Raw genomic sequence first — 26086 nt, forward strand, 5'->3', positions numbered from 1 at the left:
CAATGGATAACAATATAAATCTAACAGAATGGCAAATATGGTTTACAAAATTTGTAACTCCCCTATTTGAGGTCGAAGGTAGAGAAGGCTACTTCGAGTATCTTAAAAAAAAACAAACCCCCTTTTATCCTAGGTATTGGGTTGCGGAGAAATTTTATGAAACTATTAAGAATGACAATCGCTTTGATGAAGAATTGAAAATGTTTTTTTCTTTTTTGTACTCCTGTGGTTTTTTTATGGAAAACGTAATAACCTTTGATGAATGGATAAAAATGAAGAATTGGGTTAACCCAAGTAATTCGTCTCTTACCGATGAAACGATCTTAGAAATAATTGAAAAGCCCAATGGTGTTGCGACCTTAAAATCTAAGTTAAGATGGTTTCCTTTTTTACATAGATCTGATGGTTACTAGGGGTAGCGTGAGGCAGTGTACCCTGCAGTGCACATCCCACGAACGATCCGCTGCACATTCTATGAACAATCCGCGCTAAAACTTACGAATATTCGTACATGGGGCGCGAAAATTTTTAAAAGAAAAGTGTGGAACGCACAAAGAACGGCCGTTTTCGGCTGCTCATATCTGACAAACCTGATCGCAAGCGGCTTTTTGACCACCTGGGCTGTGGAATTACTCAAAAAGTGACACTCGCTGCGCCACCACCACTTACATTGACCACGCAGGTACATCCCGCTACGTCAAATACCAGCGCCAGCGTTAAGCTGCTCGCTGCAGGGGGGAGCCCTCCGTTGGAATATGTACTTAGCGGGCCGGGAATGGATGAGATAAGGCAACCGGACGTGGATTTTACTAATCTAATACCAGGCTCATATCTGGCACGGGTTGTAGATGCCCAGAATTGCTATACAAATAATGGATTCATCATTGGAGAGCCACTTTCACTTACGGCTTCCGTCACACATGCCAGCTGTGGCGACAACGGTTCAGTGACGCTTGTCACATCCGGTGGGCTTCCACCGTTTTCTTTTAGTATTGACCATTCTCAGTTCCAGGAAAGTCCTAGCTTCAAGAACCTGGGTGCCGGCTCATATACCGTCACCGCCAAAGATGGGCAGAACGCCGAAGCAACTAAAATAGTTACTATAGCCGCTCCCACAGAGATCGTTGTAGTACCATCAATGTTTCTGCCCACCATGCGCGTCGGCGCCACAACTGACGACAAAAGTGTAACCGCTGATGGCTTCATTCATGTGCAGTTTGACGAGAACAGCCGCAAAACCAGCTTCAAACTGAAGGAGGGTTTTGACTTACGACCTACTTCATCTGGCTTGTGGGAATTGACCGTTAGTAGTAATGATCCTGATGTCAAAAAGTATGAGGGGATTTATCAGGCTTACTTTAACGCATGTAATCATAGTTTATTTATTGGATTTTACAAGGATGGTCAATACCCAAATTGTGTGTCCGACAACCACATCGGACTAAGAGGGGAGCGTTTCTGCCCCGAAGGATGGCTGCCGGAGGACTCATATTCGGATCTTGTGAAAAATATTATGATTTTTGCCAATGGGTACAGGTTTTACGGCAAAGGAGCAGCAGGAATTCTCTTAAATTCTCCTAAGGAATATAACGAAACCAATAACCTGATAACCTCTGATGCAATTAATCGTTATTGGAGTAAAGAGAGTATTGCAGAAGAAGACCAAACCGATATGGATATCGAATTTTTGGCCCGCCGGAAGCCTGATGTGGTCTATTATGCTGACGGACATCATAGCATAACAACCTCCAACCACAATGTTGCCAACGACGTCAACCGCTCTATGTCCGAAAAATTTGCACCAGGTATCATCGGGTCTATGCTGGCCCAGGCCAACATGGCGGTATCCACGATGGAGGAACAATTTATTTATATTCTCAGCGCCATGGCGGCAGACGGGTACACTGTCTTTGAAGCTGACAAGCCGGTCATTTTGAAATCCATTGAAGAATTCCGGAAAAAACATAAGGATATCCTGAACTGCTCAGGTAATCCGGCTTGTGTAGTTTTAGACACAGAGCCTAACGATGCTGGCTTTAAAACGAGATGGGAAAATGGCAAGCTTGCGGCAAGCGACCTGCTGGTGCGAATGGCAAGTACCAAAAGGCCACCGAATGCCAAAGTAATTTATAATATTGACATTGTAGCCCACAGCATGGGCTTTGCATATGCGCAAGGAATGATTGAAGCTCTCAAAAGTCATAATAACATCACATGGGGCAGTTACTATATCATCGCCCCCGAAAACGGCTGCTCTGCAACGTATGGCAAAGTAGACCCTGCTCAATGGAAAGACCAGATTTGGCAATATGGGAGTAATTTGGGACAAGGAGACCCTGATCCACTGTGGAATCAAGATGGGGTGGCACCTCAGTGCCCGGTAACTGGCCTCACAGATCAGAGTAGAGCTTTTATTCCAGCTACTTATGGAAATGGGAAAACAATTCCGAAAGGCTATTTGGAAAGTCATAGTATTAGTAATTATGGATGGATATTTGAGTTGAACACAAACGCAAACGGCTATGTTAAAACCCGGTAGACTACTAGTTGCTATTGTTTTCTTTCAGCTCATTTTTTCATGTAAAGACGACAAAAAACAAAACCAGCAAAATGCAGGTATAGATCGCAACAAATTGATTGAATATTCTAAGATTCATTTTGGTGAATCTAATTATTCTGATTTATACAAAGCAGCGAATGATTCTTTAAATTCTTGGATCGGGAACAAACTAAGTGCAAGCAAGATGCAGCGTTATTCTAATTGGCAACTTGATAGTTTGTTATGTTTTAACATTGCCAAAAATAAGTGCATTATGGCTATTGCAAATCAAGAAAGTGAAACAGTAAATAACTCAATAATTTATTTTTACGGAGTGAAAATAAATAAGCAATGGTATTTTTTTTACGGACCTACAATGTATCCTGATCCATTCAATCATAATCCTTTACCCTTCGCCAAGCTACACGAAATAGCGATGGATGATATTTTTAAAGGCTATTTGAAGAAGAATGAGAAAAGTGGGAAATGGGAGATAAATGAGGGATTTTTCTCTCGATTTTATGAGCGGGATGCATACAACTTTCCATTTACAACTCAGGAAGCATGGGAAGAAAGTTGGCTGAAATTAATGCGAGAGAATTGGGAGAAAAGAGATACAACAAATTACAAACTGTTACAATAGCGATGGGATTTGCTTACGCGCAGGGATGATCGCGGCATTAAAAAATAGTAGTTTGAAAGATAAAATTACCTGGAGTAGTTACTACATTATCGCTCCTGAAAACGGCTGCTCTGCAACGTATGGCAAGGTAGATCCCGTTCAGTGGAAAGATCAGCTTTGGCAGTACGGCAGTAATCGGGGTCAAGGACAACCAGACCCGGTTTGGGATCAGGATGGAGTAGCGCCGCAGTGTGAAGTGGGGAATATTGGTTTTGGAAGAAGGGCATTTATTCCTGCTACCTATGGAAATGGCAAAGATGTTCCCAAGGGTTATCTGGAAAGTCATTCTATTAGCAATTATGGATGGATATTTGACGGAACTTTAAAAATTGGAGATGTCGGTTATGTTATACAAAAATAAAATTCTTTACTTTCTTCTGTTGATAATTTTCACTTCGTGTGGACGAAGTGAAAATTATCAAGAAGAAGGGAGTTATTTTGAAATTGAGCAAGAGATTTATGATAAATCTTCTCAAATAGTTTCTGCTAATGTATATAAAGAGGTATATCAGTTGGGTAATGATTCTATACGGTTCTGGGTAGCCAATAACCTTTCGACATATCTTAGTGAACGACTTAATGAATGGAAACTTGATTCGATTATTTGCTTCAACGAGTCTGGCGATAAATGTGTGATGGCGATATGTAAGAGAAGTACATTTTTTAAAGATCAAATTGGAGATGGACTAACTTACTTTTATGGGGTGAAAATTAAGAAGGAATGGTATTTTTTTAAAGGGCCATATATTGCAATTCCCCGTAAGGCATACCAAGAAGCTACTCATAGCCCCTTACCCTTCTCTAAACTCCACAAAATAGCGATGGATAATATTTTCAAAGGTTATTTGAAGAAGAATAAGGAAAGTGGTGAATGGGAGATAAATAAGGGATTTTTTGCGGATTTGACCGGCAATGCCGGTTGTGCGGATTGTAAAACACAAGCACAATGGGATTCTGTATATTTGGCAACGGTAAAAGAGAACTGGAAGAATAGGGATACTACCAATTATCAGCCATTACAATAGTATGGGATTTGCTTACGCTCAGGGAATGATTGAAGCCTTAAAAAACAGCACCATAAAAGATAAAATCACGTGGAGCAGTTATCGGGCGGCGTTCCGCTATATTATCGCCCCTGAAAACGGCTGTTCTGCAACGTATGGCAAAGTGGATCCGACGCAATGGAAAGATCAGCTCTGGCAGTAATCGAAGTCAAGGACAACCAGACCCAGTTTGGGATCAGGACGGGGTGGCTCCGCAATGCCCAGTAACAGGGCTTACGGATCAGAGCAGAGCCTTTATCCCTGCTACGTATGGAAATGGAGAGAAAATTCCAAAAGGCTATTTAGATAGTCATAGTATTAGTAATTATGGATGGATATTTGAAATTAAGGAAAAAATTGAGGGATATGTCAACCCAAGGTAAAACTATAACTGCCACAGCTTTGACAATGATTTTATCATTGTTTCTATCATCTTGTAATAAACAAGATGATAGAAACAAGTCAGTGAATTATTATAAGCAAGAGAAGGATGTCAGATTCAAGAGCTCGATAGCTATTGTAGGCGATTCTACCTACTACAATGTATACAAGAACGCGGGAGATTCAATAACTAATTGGATCGATAATGAAATTCAATTTTTCGAGAGATTTAAAATAGATTCCTGCAAATTGGATAGCTTAGTTTGTTTTAATTCAGAAGGAGACAAAGCAATTATGGCGCGACTTGCTCAGTGCAGGAGAGATTGTACCCAGGATGACATTCATTTTTTCTATGGAGTTAAAATTAAGAAGCAATGGTATTTTTTTAGTGGGTCGACAATTATCATTATTCGAGAGGCTTACGGCTATCCGAAACACACGCCCTTACCCTTCACAAAACTCCACGAAATAGCAATGGATAATATTTTCAAAGGTTATTTGAAGAAGAATAAGGAAAGTGGGAAATGGGAGATAAATGATAACTTTTTTGCAAGGTTTTATGAACGCGATGCTTATAACTATCCATTCACCACACAGGAAGCATGGGAAGAAAGCTGGCTGAAATTAATGCGAGAGAACTGGGAGAAAAGAGATACAACAAATTATAAACCGTTACAATAGAGTGGGCTTTGCCCACTCTCAGGGAATGATTGAAGCCTTAAAGAATAGTAGTATAAAGGATCAAATCACCTGGAGTAGTTACTGGGCGGCGTTCCGCTACATTATCGCTCCGGAAAATGGCTGCTCAGCAACGTATGGCAAAGTGGATCCGACGCAATGGAAAGATCAGCTTTGGCAGTACGGCAGTAACTAAATCAAACAGGTGCTGATAATATCTGGGAACAGGATGGGGTGGCACCTCAGTGTGAAGTGGGGAATATTGGGTTTAACCGACGAGCCTTTATACCTGCTACCTATGGAAATGGAGAGGAAATTCCAAAAGGCTATTTAGATAGTCATAGTATTAGTAATTATGGATGGATATTTAATGCATTAACCCCAGATGATAAAGGATATGTCACACCAAAATAGCTTAAATAAGAACTGTTTTTTGTTTCTTGTTTCTTGTTTCTTATGTCTTGTGATAAGAGGAACAAATCTCATGAAATGGATTATGACAGGAATAAGAAACAAAGAACACTATATTTTAATTATTCAACTAATGTGTCGACCCCGGAAAATTATAAGCTAGTGTATGACCAAGCTTTTGATTCAATAAGTAATTGGGCTAATCATGGTTTGAAATCATACATAAATGAACGGGATAACAAATGGTTTTTGGATTCGTTAGTCTGCTTCAATAGAAATATGAACAAATGTATTATGGCTATTGCAAAATTAAACACTAAGTATCCAGAGATTGAAGCAGATGGATTGACATATCTTTATGGAGTAAAAGTAGACAGAAAATGGTTTTTTTTTGATGGCCCTTATCTTGCAGTCCCAAGAGAATTTTATCAAAAAGATACCAGCAAACCTTTAAGTGTGGAAATACTGAAATCCATTGCTATGGAGGAAATTTTCAGAGGATACTTGAAGAAGAATAAGCAAAGCGGGGAATTGGAGATAAATGATGGGTTCTTTGCAAGCTTAACGGGAAACGGCGGTTGCGCCGATTGTAAAACACAAGCGCAATGGGATTCTGTGTATCTGGCAACGGTGAGAGAAAACTGGAAGAATAGGGATACATCTACTTATCACCCATTACAATAATTATGGATTTGCCTACGCTCAGGGAATGATTGAATCCTTAAAAAACAGTACTATGAAAGATCAAATTACCAGGACCAGTTATCGGGCGGCGTATCGCTACATCATCGCCCCCGAAAACGGCTGCTCAGCCACTTACGGCAAAGAAGCCCCTGCTCAATGGAAAGACCAGATTTGGCAATATGGGAGTAATTTGGGACAAGGAGACCCTGATCCACTGTGGAATCAGCTGGGGCGGCATTCCGCATGGGGTGGCACCTCAGTGCCCGGTAACTGGCCTCACAGATCAGAGTAGAGCTTTTATTCCAGCTACTTATGGAAATGGGAAAACAATTCCGAAAGGCTATTTGGAAAGTCATAGTATTAGTAATTATGGATGGATATTTGAGTTGAACACAAACGCAAACGGCTATGTTAAAACCCGGTAGACTACTAGTTGCTATTGTTTTCTTTCAGCTCATTTTTTCGTATCCGCCGGAGCAACCACGTATTGGCTATTAAAGATTTTGCCCTACGAAGTTCTTTGGCAGCAGGGTATGGTATTGACTAGGTTTAGTGTCCAGAATATTTTCAAATACGTATTTCAGCCACTGATGTGGGTTAATATTATCTTTTTTACATTGAGCCATAAATGTGTACATCACAGCCGCTCGCCACGCTCCTTCGTGAGAACCTGCGAACAAAAAATTCTTACGCCCCAGGGCAATGGGTCTGATCTGGTTCTCGACAAGATTGTTATCTATTTGTAGGTTCCCATCATACATGTAATGTCCCAGTTCGTCCCATCTTTCAAAGGCATAGCGGAATGCCACGCCGATCGGACTCTTTGGTAACACCTTTGACATGTTTGCGCTGATCCATTTGCCCATGAGGTTATACTTGGGCAATGCTTCTTTTAGTCTAAGTTCCTTGATTTGGGCGCTGTCCAGACCTTTTTCTTTTATGTGTCGTTCGATCGCATACAGCTCCTGAATCAGAATCATGGCTGTTTCCGCAAGAGCCTTGTCATAGCTCATCGATTCTTCAAATTTTCTACGGACGTGTGCCCAGCAAGCCAGATGGATAATATCATCCCTTTGGGCCAAGCCCTCGTATCCGGCGTAACCGTCGGTTTGCAAATAACCATTGAAGTTTTGGAGCATCGTGGTGGGATACTTGCCACCCCTTCCAGGTTCGTAGCTAAAGAAGGCTTGTGCCCCCAAAGGGTCATGATATGCCCAAAAGTACCCTAAGTGCGTTTTGCCTTTTTTGTTATCATGATCCAGCACCTTGATTGTGGTCTCGTCGACCTGTAAGTAACTGCTTTTCAGAACCATCGTTTTTTGATATTCATACAGAAATTCTAGGCGTTGCATACCCAACTTTACCCAATGGTCCATTGGAAATTCCGGCGAAAGTGAGCCAGCGTTCCGGGAAAGTGAGCCAGTTCTTTTTTGGAATTGAAGTGTTGTAAATTTAGCTGTTTTTTATCTTTCTCAAAGAAGCTCCTTCGAGATTTATTCTGTGCGCGTTTGCTGTCAGTCTGTCACATATCGCATCAGCCAGGCTTGGGTCATTTATGTAATCATGCCAGTTTCCTACGGGCATCTGTGCGGTTATAATTGTTGATCCGGAAGCGTATCGATCCTCGAGTATTTGCAATAGGGCCATTTTGATGTCGTGGCTAAGCGGCTGTAAGCCGAAGTCATCGAGAATCAGGAGTTTGACTCGTGCAATTTGATTGAGCCATTTTAAGTAACTTCCATCCAGCCTGGCCAACGCAAGCTGCTCTATAAACCTGTTTATGGGGTAATAAAGTACTTTATGGCCTTTTACGCAGGCTTGCCTGCCGAGTGCACAGGCGAGATAGGATTTTCCACATCCCGTGGCGCCTGTGATCAGTACGTTTTCTGACTTCTCGATAAAGCTGCAATCGCTTAAACGGATTAACTGCTCGGACGTAAGTCCTCGTTCAGGCTTGCAATTCACCTGTTCAACATGTGCGCTGTACCGCAGTTTGGCAAGCTTTAGATACATCTGGGTGCGCTGCTGGACTCGCTGTTCTGATTCTGCCTCTGTAAGCATGGCAACCATTGTATGCGCTTCAGGCTGCTGGTGTAACGGCTGTTCAAGAATGGCGGAATACCGGCTCGCCATTCCTTGCAATTTTAGTTCTCTTAACTCTTCCCAGGTCTTGTTTGTATTCATTGTTATTTTTGTTTAAGTGAGGCAATTGATTCGTAAGGGCGTTTTATTCATACGCTCCGGCTCCCCTAATGTTTTCATGGTCAGGTGTCTGGAATAAGGTTGTCTGCATAAAATGGGGAGCTTTGTCAAGATTATTAGCCAGGATCTTCGTTAGTGTTTTATAACTAAAAGAACCGGAGGGTAGTGCTCTTTGACATGCTGACTCGAGGCGGTCATTACCATAGCTGCTGCCAAGCCGCAGGATACCACGGCATGAATTAAATGTTTGTTCGGTAAATTGCCGCCCTTTTAGAACACCTTCCATGTAACCCTGTGTGCATGGTCCTATCTGTGATGCTAACCGCAGGAAGTAATCACTGTCCCATCCCCTTTGCTGTGAATAGCTACGATGGTTCTCTGGCATGTGCTCTTTGAGCGTAGTATAACCATGCTGATTATAGAAGCGTTTATGAACAGCAATACGCTGATGATCAAGAAAGATCTCTACCGTCTGGGTATCATAAATAATGTTTACCTGCTTGCCTATATAGTGGTAAGGCACGCTGTAATGGTGCCAATCTTCTCCCAGGGTGACATGATAATTTTTCTGGACTTTGGCAGAAGTGCTGTGCTTTAAGGTAAACGGATTGTCTGCCAGCGGCTGAAGTAAATGCTGTTCCTGTTCGTTGAACTGCTGGCGGCGGCTGTAATTTTTTCCCTTGAAGTTCTTGTCATTATGTAGCTCGAGTTGATCTCGTATAGCGGCGTTAACTTCCTCGATATTACAGAAAATACGATCCCGTAAGGGAGCGTAAATGCGCTGATAGGCAATTTTTACGTGACCTTCTGCCGGCGCTTTATCTTTAGGTCTATATGGCCTTGCGGCAACCAAATCCATGTTGTTATGCAACGCCCATTGCTGCATAAGATCTGTAAAGGTCGGTTCGTAGCGATTGACCTTTTGGACCACCTGTTTCATGTTGTCGGTCTTCAGAGACAATGGGGCGCCTTTAAAATACCGAAGGCAGTTATTCAAAGCAGCCAACAAATAAGGAAGCCTGGCATTAGGCAGCGCTTCAACATAAGTTAAATTGCTGAAAGGAAGCACACAAACCAGTACCGGGCAACTTATTTGTTCACCGGTGGACTTGTCGAAATAGTGCATCATGCTGCCCGCAAAGTCCACCATGACAACCTCACCCGCCTTGTAAGTCGCATGGAAACTTGGCTGTAGAACTTTACCGAGTTCGTTAAGTTGATAGCAAAATTGGGAATAACGGTATCCCGCAGGATGTTTGTCAAAATATTCCTCCCAGAGAAGTTGGCGCGTGACACCGGTACGTTTAAGCTCTGAAAGAAAATAAGGTACTTGCTGGCGAAAATCTTCCTTCCGCTGGTCTTCATCCTGCACCGAGGGTGTACCAGAATATAGAATGGCAGACAAGCCTGCATCGTTAAGGGCTTGAAGTTCCTTGAAGCTGTGCGTGCTCTGAAGTAAGCGTTCACGATAATATTTAACCGTGTTACGGGAAAGATTAAGTTGCCTGGATATTTTACGTTCGGAAAGATTCCGATCCAGCAACTGTATGATCATGCGCAGTGTCTGCATTGAAGTAACTTTGTTTGCCATCCGTTGCTTTTGTTTTTCACAAAAGATGGTGGTTATAATTACTTCAATACCAAAATACAACTGGCTCACTTTCCCGGAATAACTTTGAAGAGCAATCACAAGTGGCTCAATTATGCCGGAATGTCAGTAGTCCCGATTGGCGCAAGTTGCCGGAATAGCTGTAAAAACCTTCCGATAAAGTGGCTCAAGTTCCCGGAATTACTGGCTCAAGTTGTCCGGAATAAGTGGCTCTCTTTGCTCCGGAATATCCAGGTCCATTGTAGCAGGCGCTATGTCGATACCCTCCCTCTTAAATCGTTGCAGTTGACGATACAGAGGCAAATGATCACAATATTTATCGATCAGGATTTGAGCAATTAATCCTGTTCCTGCTATGCACTTGGCAAATCCAGACTGCGGAAGCTCAGCGATGACAATGCCAACAGGCTCGTCAAGCAAATTGGCAGCTTTGGGAGCATATTTGGGGCGAACAATGCGTTGAATGTAAAAGCGAGAAGGCTCATATTGCAGGCTGTCGGTTACTTCGTTGCCAATCAACATCATGCCCGTGGTATCTTCCTGTGGCTCTAAAACGATCTCTTGTACGGAGAGGTGTTTAGGAAGAGGTGATCGACCGGGATGTGGACCGCGTGGCGCTTTCTTCTCTTCATCTTTGACTGCCTCGGTCTTCTTGTTAATGAACTCTTCCAGCTCTTTGATCTCTTGTTCTGAAAGGCTTTCTCCAAAGTCTAGCGGTAACTGTATAGGTGAGGTTTCAAAGCGCTCACGCTTCTGGCCGAAGAGCATCCGACGGAGTTTGTCGATCTCAGCCTTCTTTTGTAAGATCTCTGAATCCTTCTCCAGTAAGTGTTTTTGACTTGTCTCCAAAAGCGTATCCTTTTGCCTAATCAGGGTAATCAGGTCTTCTTTTGATAGGCTTTCGAGAGCGTTTTCCATGATTTAAAAATGGTTAGAATCGCTCAGTTTTCCAAGGAAAAATCTAAGAAAATGCGGTATATCTTGGCTTCTGTATGCTTTTTTTTATCACAATGCCTTCGATCATTAGTACCAGTTCAGACCAAGACAAAATTCCATCTGTATTAGCAAAATGAGGTCGGGTATAGGTGCCTTTTTCCAGATGCTTACTGTATAAAACAAAGCCACCAGGCTCCCATCGCAACAATTTAATGCATGAGCGGCGACGGTTAAGAAAAACAAATACTTCCCCCGAAAGTGGATCCCGATTTAATTCACTCCGAACCAGCCCGCTCAGCGAGTATGCTCCACGGCGCATGTCGCAATCACCTTTATAAAGAAGGTATCGCTGCGATGAAGTCAAAGAAAACATGCCTATAATAAGGTAACCAGCTCACGTAAACGTATTGGGCTACAGTTATCTGGTAAGCGAACTGTGACGCCATTGGGGTAGACAATTTCAACGGACAACTCCAGAGGTGCACTTTTCAATTCAATAAAGCCGGAAGGCGACTCCTGACTTTGGTGATGATAACGGTGTCGCCAATAGTCGAGCCGCTTCGGCGGTCCGATTGCTTAAACTTATTCCATGCTGTGAAGCAAACACCTGCCGATCGCGTCCGCTTGATTCCAGCTCTTCAACCAGCCTAAACATTTCTACGCTCTTTGATTCTCGTTTTGACATTGCTAGCTTTGTTTTAAATCATAATCTCAAAACTAGGATCTAGCCATCGCAAAAGAAATATGTACTTGCTTGGGCGGATACCGATCAAATACACTGTGGAATAATGCCCATCTGTTTGATAAATAAGCTTGCTATTGACTTGCTTTTGGACTTGATCGTACGAAGGTAAAATATTTGAATTAATCCCATTAACAGATATACTCACGTCTTCATTCGCCACGGATAACAATGCAGCTGCCTTTTTGCAGTCACCAGCAACCATCGCATCTATCACCGTTGAGAGGTTTTCCGGATATTTGACACCAGAACTTCCCGTGTTCAATTTTAACGCGGTAATTAAATTGTCAACGAATTTTTCAGCATTCGTCTTATTATTCGTATATAAATTAGTATTTTGACAAAGCATCTGTTCATAATAAACCTTCATCGCCGTCGCCAGCGAAATACTATTCGAGCACTGCTCATCGACGACAGTTGAAGTAATCGGTGGGGCGGCGGCTATCCGTAAACCTGTACTTTTAACAAGTGTATACTCGTTTTCGCAAATCTTGCCGCTCTTTAGGTGACACTTGTATTTATAAGTAGTCGTTTCTTCTATATTTTCTAGCGAGTAACGGTCGCTTGGTGGAGTAAGCACACCCAGTTTGTTGCCGCTGGACGTAAACCATTCCACTTTGGTGCCCGGGCACCAATCTGAATACAAGGTTGCATGACTGGCACTTCTAGGGCTGTCAAATCCTCCCTTTTCCATAAGCAGAAACTCATTACAGGCTTCGGGTGTGTTTTGTGGGCCAGTTGATCCTGTTCCTGTTAGATTACTTTTTGTGGGAAATAAACTTAACAAATAAGGACTTTCTACCGAGAAGGAATAGTTACAGGGAATAGGGTTCTCTCCATTTATACAATGAACGATGTAATTATCCTGAATTCCACTGCCAACGGGAGATGTATCTTGTGGGCGGGCCACTGCGATTCTGTTTTTGTTACGGCCCTGAGGATATTCAACCGTCACCCTGCCTGTGTTGCCTACGCCATAGTTTTTGTACCAGTTGATTTCATATTTTGGGTTACACCACGATGCGTTAATTTCTACGTTTGTGGCATTACCTTTGGTAAATGAGCTGTATTTTACATCACAGCTGGTGGTTTCAGCCGTGATGGGGTAGATCTGGTTCCACCCGCCATCGCAGCTCACTTCAAAATCCGTTGTTTCTCCAATCGTTGCGGTGATGGAAGGTCCGGTAAATGTCTGCCCGGTTTTCATGTTTTTCCATCTGTACACACCTTCCTTGCATTGATCGTTTATACAGCCAGATCCTCTTAAAATAAAAGGTGCGCCTGCGTAAACTTTATTTGGACTAACTGTCAGATGAATTCCCAGTGGGCTCACTGTGATTTCCGAAGTAACCTGTTGACCGTACTGGGTGGTGCACGTGGCTCTGATTGTTTTCGTGGTATTCAAAATGGTAGAATATGTGCCGGTCCCGCTGGTAGTGGTAAGGTTTTCCCACAGTATCGAACCGCTTTCGGGGCACCCATGGGGCGTAATGGTTACCGGTAAGCATTTTGAAACTTCTTGAGCGGTTAAGGTAAAAGGCGGGCATTCAATATCATCCGGTGGCAAGTTATCCACGGTCAGCTCAATGGATTTGCTGCAAAGTTCTTGTCCGTCGAGTGTGCAGCTGGCAAGGTATTGGGTTTGTTCCAGAGGTTTCACAGTGATAGAAGGCCCGGTCTCCCCCGTGCTCCATTGTACAATGCCACCAGAGCAGCCCGAGGAAGTGAGTACTGTAGGCTCTGCAATTTTCACAAACGCTTTTGGAGTGGTAATTTCAAATTTACACGGAATCACTTGAACGGATACCTGTTCGTTGCAATCCAATGATTTGCATGTAGCGGTATAGGTTACGGCAGACGGTATAGCAGCAGGCGATGGCGTAGTAACAAGTTCCGACCCGAGCCAAGAAGCGTTTCTCCCAAATACCAATCCGTACCTCCGTTACACCCTGATGCACGTAATATTATATGTTCTCCTTTGCTTACTTTCCCGAGGTTCTGATCTATTCGGAAACAATAATTTGAATTAACTGTAATTGTTTTGGAATTGGTGGCAGGATATATGTCTTCACCTCCATTCGCATTTTTTTGATAACAGGTAGCATAATAAATAGTAGTCACCTTTGGAAAAGACAAAATGTAGTCCGTTGCTGAGTTATCATAATTCATTCCCTGATCAAACCTGAGAGAGGGTGCTCCTTCAATTCTAAAGGACGGATCCTGATTATTGGTCCAGATAATATTTTTTCCATCACCTGAGCATAAATTGCTCAGGCTCATAGTTAGCTTATAATTATCTTGATTAGGGTTTTTCTCCAGATTCAGTTTGGTGATATCCTTTACATCCCCCGTGAATTTAACTAAACTACTATACCCACCAGCCCATTCTATGGAATAACTTGGAAAATACCCCATAACTTCAATGGATGACGTGCAACCATTTTCATAAGTGGCCGTATAAAGTTGTGTGTGGGTATTAACTGGTAAAGTAACAGATGTTTGAAAAGCTGTGTTGACGTAGTCTCCTTTCTGGTCTTGAAGTTTAAAGGCATGATCAGAGGAAATTGTTGTGGGTTTATCATCAATCTCTAGAAGATTCTTGTCCATCCTTAATTGATGTCCATTACACTTACGATCCGGAACCGGTATCACCAGTGAAATTTCCTTGCAATCAGAACTTGAACGGCAGGTAGCAAATACGGTTACAGGTCCTTCAATCTTAGAAATTGAGTATCCAAGCTTACCGTATACTGCTCCATTGGCATTCCCATCATGATGCCAGTTTACGGGAAAAGTACTGCAACCAGTATAATAGATAAGAGCGGATCTGTTTTTGGATTTTTTATCACCCTGAGATCTAAAAACATATAAAGATGTTTGACAATTGTTTACGCTTACCGCAAGGGAATTTGAATAGCATGTTATCTTTCCAATAATGCATTTTGCGGATGCTATTACATCCGAAGAGGGTCTAAATTTGATATCAGTCCCCTCACCCCAACCATTAGACCAGATAATTTTACCGTCATTGCAGCCTTCGGCCTTAATCGTAACCAAGTCTCCTTTATTCAAGATCTGAGAATCAGTTGATATTTTAAAGGAACCTGTGCACTCCGGGGAAGAGACCTTGACTGTAACTGTATTTGTACAAGTTTTGGATTGCGCTCCTTCTCGCATGACGCAAACGGCAGTATATTCTTTGTCTATTTTAGGCCGCACAACAATATACTCTGCAACAAAGCCATAAGTAACCTGTGCAATTTCTCCATCCGCCCAAGTGATGGTCTGGCCATCATTGCTTATCATCTTTGAACCATTTTCCCAAGTGGCTTCTCCACCGTTACAGCCATAGGATGAAAGCCAGGTTTCTCCATCGGGTATCGTGGCAACAGTTGAAGAGTTACTCATCCGAACTTGGAGATCGCAATTAAGACCCGCCGTGACCCGTGCATTCGCCGGCTCACTCTGCACACTTTCCTTATTATACGCTACAATCTCGTAATCATGGAACCGGGTGGGGTCAAGGCCATCGAGTACGGCCGTATTGGTCGTTGGGTACACATAGCGTATTTCTCCGTTTTTGTCTTCATAACGGATTTTGAAACGGTTGTGCTGTGCGTCAGGGTCCCAGGTTATGCTCACCGCATTGTCGTCAATACGGGTGTAAGCCAGGTTCACAGGAACCGGAACAAATTTACCCGTCGTCTTAAACACATCCTCCCCATAACTCGCCACCAGCTCGTCGCCGTTGTAGGCGAGGATACGGTATCTGTACTCCATGTCTGCTCGCAGGCGTAGCAGGTTGAGTTTTGTGCCGGTAACGGTTTCCTGTAAGACTCCGCCATCGGTATCCCGGTACTCGATCACGTACCGGCTTACAGGCCCTTCGGCCTGCCAGCTGATGCGGGCCGACTTATCGTCCACGTTGCTTACCTGCACATTGCTGATCGCGTACACCGGGTTGTTCACGTCCGGCTTGCCCTCATTTTTAAGTTCTTCCAGCTTCTTGAACAGATCCGTGTATATCCCGGTGAGGTTGTCGATACGGATTACTTCTCCGGTGGCTTTCATCAGGGAGTCATTGGTTTTTAACACCTGCATGAGCGAATCCAGTTGCGTGCTGATGTGGATCAACCGCGGATCCGAATATTCGTCCACCACTTCATCCAGTGCATTGGCGATCGTCTGGCTGCCTTGCAGCACCGCCGCTGTGTATCTCGACAGATCGGTAGTGGTTACGCCATCGTCATATTTTTTCAACGCATCGCTTAAAGTCCCGGTAAAGGCTGTTGAGTCCTTTGGATTATTCAGCGTGGCCACCAGCCCGGCTTGCTGGCGCGCAAGTTCCTCTGCCGAAAGTGCCTTCGTGCGGAAATAGCCATTGATTTGATATACACAGCCTCCCGGAACACCGGCTTCCTGCGGGGCCCACGCCTGCACACCATCAAACTCTACAGATACCATGGTGCTCTCCATAAACGGCAGCCGGGCCAGTCCTGTGCCCCTGAACCCACCAGCTCCATTACCGGCAGAAGTCACAATCATGGTCATGTCATATACGCTCAGTACATCACCTGCACTCAGGCTGGGTAGCGGCTTGGTGCCGGGCGTCGCTACGCCTACGGGACTCACTACCGGAAGATCCGCCTCACAGCTTTCGTATGTACTGATCTGAGATGCACACGGGATTTTGATCACATCCAATACCGAGTGTAAACTATCAATCACATACGGTATTCCCGTGTCGGAAACGGTTACAATCGTATTCAGCGGATCGGCCAAAGCAGGGATCAAATCATCCTGCTCATCATCCGAAAGTTCAAATGCCTGAATGTTGGCAGGAACGTCCGTTCGGGGAAAAACATCTGTGCATTCTGATTGCACCCCAATTTCATGCTTGCCAGGTTTCAAATCAGCAAGCCCGATACCGGTTGCGGTTACAGCCTGTGTTGTCCACTGGCTTTCTCCTTCCCTGCGGTACATCACTCGATAAGATTTGCTGCCGGCAGCAGCAGGCCACGACAATTGCAAACGACCAGGGCCCGTTTCACGGATTATAAAGTTTTCCGCAGAAACGCAGGGAGTGCCGTAAGTAAACCACACCACCTCACTCCGTCCTTCATTGGCAAAAACCACTTCATCACCATTTGCGTCAAACTCATGCACCGTCACGCGCACTGCATATTTTGCTCCACGTTCGAACGCCCCAATAATGCTATTGCCGATACCAGTATTGGAAGGATAGAATGTGCCGGGATTGGCCTTGTCGTCGATGATCGGGTTCACGCACGCGTCCAGTGCCTCCTGGGGCTCATAACCATCAGGCACTTTACATACTTTCAGGTCGTAAGTGGTGGTATTACCCGCCTGTTTGTAGTGGCGGGGCATCCATTGGATTTGTGGACTCTTCGACAGGCTCAGAGTGACAGAGCCGTCATCCTGAGCTTGTCGAAGGACGGCACCATTAAACGGCAGGTTGATCACCGGGGGAAGGGGAGAGGTGATACTGAAAAATGTCTCACCCATATTGGAAACTTCCCGGCCTGTACCGGCTTCCAGTGCCTGTACACGGAAGGTGTAAAATCCTTCCGGTAAGTTAGTCCTCAGTCCGGCACCGCCGAGCGACGGACCGCCAAGCCCCTGCTCCTCAATTACATTGTTTCGGAAATAGTCACTCTGAAGTTCCAGGCCACTGAAACGCCGCAGCACACCCATATCCAGCAAAAGAAGACCTGGCGGAATATACCCTTCCATACTTGCAACTCTCACACCCGGGCTAGGCGCCCCCGACCCTCAATACTCCATTTCAGGTAAACCTGAAGACTGGGTTTGGTAAGGTCTTTAAGAAGCAAAGTAACCGACAAAGCCTGGCTGCTCGAAAAGTAAGCAGACAGGTTCTGATTGGGTTGTGCTGCAACAAAAGCGGAGGCGGAAACCGGGTAATTCTGATCGGTGCTCTGTGCCCTAGCCGATTCAAGGCCTGAACCTGCTATGAGAAGGATGATTAGTGAGCGGATGAAGTAGGTACGCATGGGGGGTACTGTAATTTTGTAAACATTTGTCTTAAAACTGCATGACTAAGTGCTCCGGAAACCGCCAAAACACTTCATGAAATCAATTTGCTGCGTTACTGCAACCAACGCACTCGGCATGGCCTTCCATCGCCATGACCTTGATCGAGGATCTGGAATTGATCGAAATTGTCTTCTCTTCTCCGTTGCAGTCCATATAGGTAAGTTGTGCTTTTATCTCTCTGGAACGGGATCCATAAAACATATACTCCTTGCAGCACCGCGTCTGATTGTAGGTCGGAGAGCAGTTGTTTACATCCCGGCTAAGCACCCCCGCACCCTGGGCGCAACCACCGGGCACAGTCATCCATCGCGGGCTCGTGTCTTTCCCGGCGCAGGGATCCGTTGGAGGTTCAGGTTGTGGGGGAATTGTTAACACATTCACGGTGTGGTATTCTGGGGCGCTCACGCAGGACAGCCACTCACAGGTTACAGAAAACCTGGTATCTGAATTGATGGCCGTCGTAATTTCGGAAAAGCCTGCTCCAATCCTGGTATTACCAGCGACCGACGAGCCTGCAGGTGACCAGCGGAACGTGCTTCCCTCAGGACATCCGGACGCATTCAGCGTAAATTGTTCACCTTTCCAAACCTGGCCGGGGCCTGTGATGACTGGTGAGGCCAGATTACACTTCTCAACATTAATGGATAAACTCGCAGATTTGCTACAACCGTCGCCAGAGGTACATGTGGCATTAAACGTGAAGTTTTCACGAGGAGTATAATCTCCCGGTCCGCTTCCCGACCATTGAAGCTGGCCCATTAAGCAGGACGCATCCACATGAACCGTGGCCCCTTCCTTCATATCGAAACTACCTCCGAAGACAGCAGAGCCGTTGATCGAAAACACCGGGCGCATCAGCAGGCATGGCGTTATCATCGTTACATGCCCGGTGGCACGTGCCTCGGCTTGCCCACATTCATTTCGGACAGTACAGGTGGCTGTATAATCACCTCCGTGACTGACAAGCAACCTGTTTCCCACGGTTCCATCGCTCCATACAATTACCCCATCTGCACATCCCTTAGCCGTCAAAAAGGTTAATTCTGAAAGATTATGCGTGATGTCATCCACAGCAATGTAAGGGGTGGAGGGAGGATTGCAGGGGGCGTTTTCCTGGTCAATCCTGATCGTTGCGGCTTCACTGTCACGGAATCCTTCTTTCTTGCAAACCGCCCAATATTCTCCCGCTCCCGTCCAGATTGAATTGCCCGTTGCGCTGGTCGACCAGGTTACCGTTCCGTCACATCCATCGGCATACACCACGGTGTTTTCGCCAGGCTTTACAGGATTTCGGTCGGCTCGCATCGTGGGCCGGGAGGCCTATGGCAGCTCGGTTGGGGTATTTTCCTGGTCAATGAAGCGGTGTGGCATCAAGGTTAGTCGGGTACTTATCTGTGACGTATAGGGTATGCTTTTGTCACAAAGCTTTTTAATAAAGCCCAATGCCCCAACTCTACCGAAGCTACCATTCCCAATTCAAAATTGAGTATGGAAAAGGAAGCTTGCCTGACGCCGTTTCTACACACATTCCAAGATCCACCCGCGCAGCATGGAAGAACAAAAACGCTGATTCGTTCTGGAATCCGATAGCTTTTGAAAGTCAAAAAGATGACGACTTGCTCATCGCCCGGCTGAAAACAGAAAACAAACTGCTCAAAAAGCAGCTAAAAATAGCCTTTCAACTTGTGCTTTTGTACCGTCAGCTGCTGGCGTTGATACCGGTTAAAAATAGCCACTTTGTCAAGATCAAAAAAAGAACAACGTGGCTTCTCCAAACCTGCCAGAAATCTAGCTTAGACCGTGCGATTTGGCGGTATCTGCCATTTACTCACAAGCAGTGGGGCATCTGGAACGGCCGAAAACAATGTTGGAAATCGCTGCTTGGTTTATGCCGAAAACAAAACACACAGCAACTTGCTGTTACAGAACAGGAAATAATTGCCACGGCTTGTGTTGACGAAAAGTACACCCACTGGCCCTTGGTAAGTATTTACTATCACCTGATGCGGGAAGAAAAATTGCATTGCTGCAAAAGCACATTTTACAAATATTGCAGGCTTCTGAATATTACTCGCAAACCGATCCGAAAACCCAGAAATTACAAGCCTCTTTCTTCAATTGCACCTTTCAAAATCTTGCATCAGGATGTGACAATATTCCGTACCACCAACGGTGTAAAGCACTATATTTACGTTATCCGCGACAATTTCAGCAGAGCAATTCTGGCTTGCCAGGCGTCTACCGTTTACAATAGCGACATCGCCAAGCAAACCCTGGAAAGCGTTTTACAAAAGTTTGATCTACTCAACCAAGCCGGAAGCCTGATTACCGATGATGGTTCCGAAAACAAAGGTGAGCTCACCAAGTGGCTGGCTTCCTCCGCCACACTTTGGAAAAAGATTGTCGCTCAGGTGGATATTGTACAGAGCAATAGTATGGTAGAAGCGGCGAACAAAATAATAAAGTATAGATATCTTTTCCCTAAACCGATTATCGATACAAGCGAATTAACAAAAACCATGGCGCAAGCAATTGAAAACTTCAACGACATGCCAAGCGGCTCCTTACACGGCTTGACACCAAACGAAGTTTTAAATGGCGCCATTCCCAACAAACATTTTTTCAAAATTAAAATCCAGCAAGCAAAACAAGATCGAATAGAAACAAACCGACGCATTACCTGCGATAGTATTTGCCAGACATGAGCATACCAAAACGGCCGTTCTTTGACATTGTGATTCCAGACCAAAATCAAGTACAGGGGATCACTATGTTCGTTTCTTTCTATTCGCTCAAAATTTTTCATGATCCATGTACGAATATTCGTACGTTTTAGCGCGGATTGTTCGTGGAATGCGCAGGGCAAAAGGATACGGACAAGGGCTTGATAGGACTCGTTCAATGCAAACAGGATTGGTTCTGGCTGCAAAGCAAATAATTTATTTCTTTCCCCCCAACTTTTGGATCAAAACCAAATGTTGTGGACTAACTTGGATTAAGCATATAACTGAGTTAGGCGGTAAAGGAAGAATTCCACGTTACGAACCCCTCGGAACTGACTTCTAAATGCTTTGATCTTTGCGTTGAAGGACTCGGCTGAAGCGTTGGTACTCCTGTTGTCAAAATAATTTACGATAGTTTTATAGTGATTCTCTATTGATCTGGCAACTGTGTTGAATGATTTAAACCCGGATTGTCGGACCTTTTCATGCCACTTTGCCAACCGGGTTAGCCCGTAAATCTTTTCAGTAGTATTGGTGAAGATGTTACTAAGCTCTTGCGCCAGATCATATGCTTTTTTGAGGTCGGGAAAGCGCTCAAAGACTAATTGGGCTCGTTCCTTTTGATTATCAGTCCAGGTGTTTGGCTTTTTGTAAAGCGCATACCTGCTGCGAGCCAACAGCTGTTTAATGGTATCCCCGTTTGGCAATACTTCGGCTACATATTCAACATGAGTGGATTTGGCCTGCTCGATAGCATCATTTTCCAGATCCAGAGCTTCCCAGCGGTATTTTATGCGCATTTCCTGCAAAGCGTCTGTGGCCAATCTCTGTACATGGAAACGATCCGTAACGCGCGTAGCTCTCGGGAAGCATCGTTTTGCGATCATTTCCATGCTGCCAGCCATGTCCAGGGTGATTTCCGTTACCTTTTTGCGTTGGGATTCGGGAATTTTACGGATAACCTCAATAACTGTTTCGGCTTTAGTCCCCGCCACTATGGCCACTATACTTCCACGCCCACCTTTTGCAGCTTTGTTTGTAAGAATTGTGTAGAGCTCGCCACGGGAAAGACTAGTCTCGTCAATAGAAAGGTGAGAACCTATGTTTTCAGGAAACAAAAGCCACTTTTTAGCATGTCCTCGTTGGCCCCAGTCCTTGAATCCGCTTTGGAAATCACGGTATTGGCGTAGCAGATCCTTGCCATTCACTCCATATAACCGTCCGATTGTCCAGGCACTATTCGGGTTGGTATCGACCGATTTCTTTTAAAAAAGCTGCGAATTCACTAGTCATTCGCGTTCCCTCTGCTACTTCCCTCCAGTCCCTGTAAACCACTTTGCCGGTCTTGGTATTCAACCATCTGCGCCGTTTGATGTGAAGAAAAACTTTATGTCCGCGAATTGGGAAATCCTGAATCGTGATGGTAGGAAAGAAGCCTTTGGAGAGTAAATTTTTCTTGTCTGGATCGTTATCAGCAGCGTTCTTTTCTTCGATGCGGACGTGAAAAGTATCTCCGTCTTTGTCTACGGAAGTAAGATTGAAATTTTCTAGAATGAATTCGGGTAATAAAAACTGAACAATAGGCAAGAAACTCTCCAAAACAAACGGGTTTGATTAAAAACACAAACCTAGATAAATCCTATGCACTCCACAAGTTTTTGACTTGATCCCAACTTTTCAGCTTGATCCAAAATTTGAATGATTTGCGTACAAGGCGGGAAATAAAAAAGCTTGCAAACTGTTGATTTGCAAGCTTTTAACTAATTTTGATTTACTCTCTGGCGGTCTGGACGGGACTTAATCCGTAATTCAAACCATTTATAAATCAATAAGTTAAGCTCTTGCAACTTCCTAGGATAACCGAATCTTCTCCCTTAGATACTCATTCAAATTTTCTAAACAAAAATACGAAATTTTGATAAAATCAGAAAACATGCCCGAAGTTTTAGTCTGGCTTTTAACAATAAACTTAGATATTCGAAGAGATCGAACCACTAGTCAACTACATCGTTATGGACAGCACTAGAAGTTGATGGATATGCTAACTTGCCAGACGGGCAATTAGTGATCCCGCTGGGATCATTTTTATCACCTAACTGTCTCAGAAACAGCAATATTTTAGACTTCAATTTCCAGGTTACCGGATAGGTTACCAGATGAAATGATCAACTTTTGTATCATTTTGACCAATCCCTCACTACAAATTTACAAATTTAAAGCTCGGACTGCCAGTAATTAAGTATTTTTTTGCCCTAGGTCCATTCTTGACAAATGACAGCCTTTCTTTCAAGCCTTTGAGCCGGACGAACTCACTTTTGATACCTTTTTGCTTCTAATCAGCGGAGACGAATCAATGGATGTAGAAAACCCGAGGATGCCCCCGCATGACTAGGCGTCTTTTTTATCCCGTAGTGATATGCTGGAATCATCATTACTGATCGATGCGGATATTCAATAATTTGTGGAAATGCTTCGTAATTAGTATTGTTAGTTTTAATAAATACCATCGGATCGAAGTAAGTGCTCCGGTTAGTAAACCGATGTGATAGAATATTGCATTTAACAGCCTAGCTTTACAAATCCCCCATCATTATTTTTAACTCTCAAACAATTTTTCATCACTTGAAATCCATAACGAAAATAGGCCCTACCGGTTCGCTTCTTTCGTCAATTGGTTCGATTATTTGAAGCCGAACGCAGTAGGCAAAGCTGAAAATTGCGGCGCGAGTTAATTGCAACAGATGAATTGTTTTCGCTTCAAAGTCTTTGATATCAACTAGGACTACAAATTCCTCGTCCTTGATGATATCAAAGATATCATAGCTAATATCTTCTTCTGATCTTAAGATTAATAGATTGTGCTCCAATTTGTTACGCCAATTCTTAAAATGCCTTAATTCGCCATCAGTCGTATTCAAATCGCAAGCTATGCTATATAGAGCATTGAGGTGAAAATTCTGGATTATTTCAATTTTCTCTTTTCTTTTTTTGTCGTCCCAAAACGTCTCAAAGTGAATTCTTTTTGCGTCCAAGCCATAAAGTTTACAAATCCCTAGCGCAATTTTGTCCAGTATACCATAACAAATTCGAAAACTGATCCTCAACATCTCTGAAAAAGGATTGATAATTTCTCCTTCTAGAAGGTTTGTATATTGGGCATCGAAGTTGATTTTATCTGTTTTTACTTTCGACTGATAGTAGGACCACCTAGCGTAGGAAAATTCAGATTTGAGCCTATTAAGCAACAGCTCCAATTTGGGTACGATATTTCCTTTGAAGCTAGCATTTGGAACTCCTATCTGTAGGTTGTCTTTCTCATTTGCGACACAACCGCAGTAAATCCCATGCTCATTCAAGGTAAGAAAATTGTCAATGCAAAATTTCCTAAATTTATTTTGGGCCAGGTATTCTTTCTCAGTCTGAATTATTTCTTGTGCAATGCCACTGATGTCGAAGTTGAGCTGTACTAATCTCCATCTCGAATTTTCCTTCAATACGTCGATCCGTTCTAAAACTGGCCGAGGTAGTTTCTTTGATCCGATCGCCATTTCGTAATTGACGTAAATCTGCACATAGAGCGCAGCAGTGTATCCCCCGTTAGATACTTGACTTAACCAATCGAGTTGGCTAGCACGTGAAACAAGCGCCTGCGGAAAATTCGGATCTTGTTTCAACACAGTATCTAAAAATTGAATTGCTTCAACTAGCCGGCCAACTCGTACCAGCGCATTTGCCAGGTTGACCAATATCTGCTTCAGTAAACCGTCCTCGGGCTTAGTATTTTTGTAGGACAGCCAGTATAGTTGGATTGGTTCTTGAAGTTTTTCTTTTACGAGCGATAGAGACTGTCCCGCAGGACTTGCACGATAATATATTTCACATAGTCCGTCTCTTGCATTGGCAAGGTTGTAGTAATAACTTGCGGACGTGATGTGTTTCTTTATCTCATCCTGATTCTTTTCGCAAAAATCGATTGCTTTCAATAAATCTTGCTCATTTTTGCTTTCGTTACCCAAATCAATTAACAGACCATACAATCTTATTTGAACCAAGACACGAGTTTCGGCATCTTGGTCTTCGGCATGGTCAAAAACCTCATAAAGCAGAGACCTTGCTTTCTCAAATCGCCCCTCATCTAAGAGTTGAGGTATGACTTTCAATAAAAACTGCATGGAGTTCTGTCTTTTGTTCGGTCTGCGATAAGATAATAAAATTTGAATTCAATTGGGATAATATCTAATCAGAACACTAGGTGTTTCGTCTATAAACTAAACAGTTTTCCAGATCCGGATGTATCCATTATTTCGTGCCATCTTCAGCACAGCTATTTCTAATTACCTCAGTTCTTCACGGGAAACAACAATTCTGTTTTTGCCCAAAAGCTTCGCTTTCGTCAGGTTGAGTAAAGCTTCAGTTGACGAAGGGCCAACACCCACACTTAGTGTGAATCCTGACCTGTTCAAAAATTCGATGCGCGCAACCTCCAATCTTTCAAAATTCTCGGCGGCATCGAACATCTTAAAAAATATGTCGTCACACCCCTGCATCAAAATTTTACCAAAATTTCGCTCGGCAAAAATACGAAGCTCTTTCATCGACTCTTGAACGTGATTATGTATAATTTGGGCCTTTTCGGTATCGCCTTCTAACAAGGCAAGTTCAATTTGATCACCTACGCTGTCGGCGTCGATACGAACATATAAAATTCTATTCTGCATTTTTTTGTAGCATTATGGCGTCATCGAAACTATCTACATGTTCTTCCGACACAAATTTTAAACTTACTTCGCCTTGGGTTTTCGAATCCGTCCAATATCGACCCTCGAGTCGGTTGACGATAGACAATACAAGTCGGAGTTCCGCACCGCCCAATTGAGATTTACCTCCTCTTATCCGACTTGAGTCTTGGCGATACAGATATGCAAGGGTCCTCGTTCCCATTTCCTTATCTAGTATTAGAGCTTCCCCGTAGGATACCCCCAACGAGGTTGAAGTGTATGTTTTGATGTGAATCGATAAGAATGTTTGTCTAACGACAATGCAAAATTGCCTGGGTTGAACCTGAATTCCATCCTCTTTAAAGTCACTTTTAAGCGTCCCAATCCAAGTGCCGTTTAAGTTCGGACGATGAAAAAGCAGTGTAAATGGCCAATATTGCCATCCCCATTTTAAAAAAAGCCACCAAAATATACTGATTATCGACCAAGCGAAGCTAGCGGCAGGCAAAATAATGGAGATATCGTTTTTCTCCTCTTGGAGACTCAAATAAAATATAGCGAGTAGTACCCCTCCAAAGATTGACACACGGATAAAGATGTTGAAATCGTCCTTGGACATTTAATCTGATGAATTTAGTTGAACGGCCAGCGGCAAGCATTTTT

General features: G+C 43.7%; 26 protein-coding genes. 11 read left to right on the forward strand and 15 right to left on the reverse strand.

From position 1 onward, the window contains the following. Positions 1–2 precede the first annotated feature (2 nt). From DYADSP32_RS01585 to DYADSP32_RS01630, 10 genes are all read left to right on the forward strand, one after another. Positions 3–413, forward strand: coding sequence for a hypothetical protein (locus DYADSP32_RS01585; RefSeq protein WP_149244336.1), 411 nt, complete (start codon positions 3–5; stop codon positions 411–413). A 128-nt stretch (positions 414–541) separates the two neighbouring features. After that, positions 542–2539 carry a SprB repeat-containing protein gene (locus tag DYADSP32_RS01590; protein WP_149244335.1) on the forward strand — a complete coding sequence of 666 codons (1998 nt, stop codon included), beginning with the start codon at positions 542–544 and terminating at the stop codon, positions 2537–2539. After that, positions 2523–3182 carry a hypothetical protein gene (locus DYADSP32_RS01595; protein WP_149244334.1) on the forward strand — a complete coding sequence of 220 codons (660 nt, stop codon included), beginning with the start codon at positions 2523–2525 and terminating at the stop codon, positions 3180–3182. The genes DYADSP32_RS01590 and DYADSP32_RS01595 overlap by 17 nt, the downstream gene beginning before the upstream one ends. A gap of 52 nt (positions 3183–3234) precedes the next feature. Next, positions 3235–3582, forward strand: a complete 348-nt coding sequence (locus tag DYADSP32_RS01600; protein ID WP_149244333.1) for a hypothetical protein — start codon at positions 3235–3237, stop codon at positions 3580–3582. Then, a complete protein-coding gene (locus tag DYADSP32_RS01605; protein ID WP_149244332.1) occupies positions 3566–4246 on the forward strand; it encodes a hypothetical protein in 681 nt (226 codons plus the stop codon). Before DYADSP32_RS01600 ends, DYADSP32_RS01605 begins: the two co-directional genes overlap by 17 nt. 1 nt (position 4247) lies before the next feature. Continuing rightward, complete coding sequence (locus tag DYADSP32_RS01610; protein ID WP_149244331.1) at positions 4248–4427, forward strand: hypothetical protein; 180 nt, start codon at positions 4248–4250, stop codon at positions 4425–4427. Between the two features lie 203 nt (positions 4428–4630). Further along, on the forward strand, positions 4631–5326 hold the full coding sequence (locus DYADSP32_RS01615) for a hypothetical protein (RefSeq protein WP_149244330.1): 696 nt from the start codon (positions 4631–4633) through the stop codon (positions 5324–5326). A 25-nt stretch (positions 5327–5351) separates the two neighbouring features. After that, positions 5352–5519, forward strand: coding sequence for a hypothetical protein (locus DYADSP32_RS01620; RefSeq protein ID WP_414617430.1), 168 nt, complete (start codon positions 5352–5354; stop codon positions 5517–5519). 509 nt (positions 5520–6028) lie between these two features. Next, positions 6029–6418, forward strand: a complete 390-nt coding sequence (locus DYADSP32_RS01625; RefSeq protein ID WP_149244329.1) for a hypothetical protein — start codon at positions 6029–6031, stop codon at positions 6416–6418. A 52-nt stretch (positions 6419–6470) separates the two neighbouring features. Then, a complete protein-coding gene (locus DYADSP32_RS01630) occupies positions 6471–6710 on the forward strand; it encodes a hypothetical protein (protein WP_149244328.1) in 240 nt (79 codons plus the stop codon). 202 nt (positions 6711–6912) lie between these two features. Here DYADSP32_RS01630 and tnpC read toward each other — a convergent pair whose 3' ends face one another. From tnpC to DYADSP32_RS01680, 10 genes are all read right to left on the reverse strand, one after another. Further along, positions 6913–7794 carry an IS66 family transposase gene (gene tnpC, locus DYADSP32_RS01635; protein WP_149244327.1) on the reverse strand — a complete coding sequence of 294 codons (882 nt, stop codon included), beginning with the start codon at positions 7792–7794 and terminating at the stop codon, positions 6913–6915. A 76-nt stretch (positions 7795–7870) separates the two neighbouring features. Then, positions 7871–8602: an IS21-like element helper ATPase IstB gene (istB, locus tag DYADSP32_RS01640; RefSeq protein ID WP_149239829.1), complete on the reverse strand. Its 732-nt coding sequence runs from the start codon at positions 8600–8602 to the stop codon at positions 7871–7873. Positions 8603–8645: 43 nt separating this feature from the next. Continuing rightward, complete coding sequence (gene istA / locus DYADSP32_RS01645; protein ID WP_149239828.1) at positions 8646–10310, reverse strand: IS21 family transposase; 1665 nt, start codon at positions 10308–10310, stop codon at positions 8646–8648. Between the two features lie 99 nt (positions 10311–10409). Then, entirely contained in the window at positions 10410–11147 is a 738-nt protein-coding gene (locus DYADSP32_RS01650; protein WP_149244326.1) for an IS66 family transposase, read from the reverse strand. 43 nt (positions 11148–11190) lie between these two features. Beyond that, positions 11191–11538, reverse strand: coding sequence for an IS66 family insertion sequence element accessory protein TnpB (tnpB, locus tag DYADSP32_RS01655; protein ID WP_149244325.1), 348 nt, complete (start codon positions 11536–11538; stop codon positions 11191–11193). A 2-nt stretch (positions 11539–11540) separates the two neighbouring features. Beyond that, on the reverse strand, positions 11541–11738 hold the full coding sequence (tnpA, locus tag DYADSP32_RS01660; RefSeq protein WP_414618144.1) for an IS66 family insertion sequence element accessory protein TnpA: 198 nt from the start codon (positions 11736–11738) through the stop codon (positions 11541–11543). 125 nt (positions 11739–11863) lie between these two features. Then, positions 11864–13660, reverse strand: coding sequence for a hypothetical protein (locus DYADSP32_RS01665; RefSeq protein ID WP_149244324.1), 1797 nt, complete (start codon positions 13658–13660; stop codon positions 11864–11866). Positions 13661–13755: 95 nt separating this feature from the next. After that, positions 13756–17676, reverse strand: a complete 3921-nt coding sequence (locus DYADSP32_RS01670; protein WP_414617431.1) for a fibronectin type III domain-containing protein — start codon at positions 17674–17676, stop codon at positions 13756–13758. Next, positions 17673–17939, reverse strand: a complete 267-nt coding sequence (locus DYADSP32_RS01675) for a hypothetical protein (protein WP_149244322.1) — start codon at positions 17937–17939, stop codon at positions 17673–17675. Before DYADSP32_RS01675 ends, DYADSP32_RS01670 begins: the two co-directional genes overlap by 4 nt. A gap of 82 nt (positions 17940–18021) precedes the next feature. Beyond that, positions 18022–19287 carry a hypothetical protein gene (locus tag DYADSP32_RS01680; RefSeq protein ID WP_149244321.1) on the reverse strand — a complete coding sequence of 422 codons (1266 nt, stop codon included), beginning with the start codon at positions 19285–19287 and terminating at the stop codon, positions 18022–18024. A gap of 137 nt (positions 19288–19424) precedes the next feature. Here DYADSP32_RS01680 and DYADSP32_RS01685 point away from each other — a divergent pair, with 137 nt between their 5' ends. After that, the gene (locus tag DYADSP32_RS01685) at positions 19425–20687 is read left to right on the forward strand and encodes a DDE-type integrase/transposase/recombinase (protein WP_149244320.1); all 1263 of its coding nucleotides are present in this window, start codon (positions 19425–19427) and stop codon (positions 20685–20687) included. 290 nt (positions 20688–20977) lie between these two features. On the opposite strand, the gene DYADSP32_RS01690 is transcribed toward DYADSP32_RS01685, so the two are convergent. The 5 genes from DYADSP32_RS01690 to DYADSP32_RS01710 form a co-directional block, all read right to left on the reverse strand. Further along, positions 20978–21913 (reverse strand): ISL3 family transposase, encoded by a 936-nt coding sequence (locus DYADSP32_RS01690; protein WP_414617432.1) that lies wholly within the window; start codon positions 21911–21913, stop codon positions 20978–20980. 28 nt (positions 21914–21941) lie between these two features. Continuing rightward, a complete protein-coding gene (locus DYADSP32_RS01695; RefSeq protein WP_149239555.1) occupies positions 21942–22304 on the reverse strand; it encodes a transposase family protein in 363 nt (120 codons plus the stop codon). A gap of 1019 nt (positions 22305–23323) precedes the next feature. Continuing rightward, positions 23324–24877: an LA2681 family HEPN domain-containing protein gene (locus DYADSP32_RS01700; protein WP_149244319.1), complete on the reverse strand. Its 1554-nt coding sequence runs from the start codon at positions 24875–24877 to the stop codon at positions 23324–23326. Positions 24878–25039: 162 nt separating this feature from the next. Beyond that, the gene (locus DYADSP32_RS01705; protein WP_149244318.1) at positions 25040–25423 is read right to left on the reverse strand and encodes a mCpol domain-containing protein; all 384 of its coding nucleotides are present in this window, start codon (positions 25421–25423) and stop codon (positions 25040–25042) included. Next, positions 25413–26042 (reverse strand): hypothetical protein, encoded by a 630-nt coding sequence (locus DYADSP32_RS01710; RefSeq protein WP_149244317.1) that lies wholly within the window; start codon positions 26040–26042, stop codon positions 25413–25415. Before DYADSP32_RS01710 ends, DYADSP32_RS01705 begins: the two co-directional genes overlap by 11 nt. Positions 26043–26086: the final 44 nt, after the last annotated feature.

This window comes from Dyadobacter sp. 32, from assembly GCF_902506755.1.
Classification (GTDB): domain Bacteria; phylum Bacteroidota; class Bacteroidia; order Cytophagales; family Spirosomataceae; genus Dyadobacter.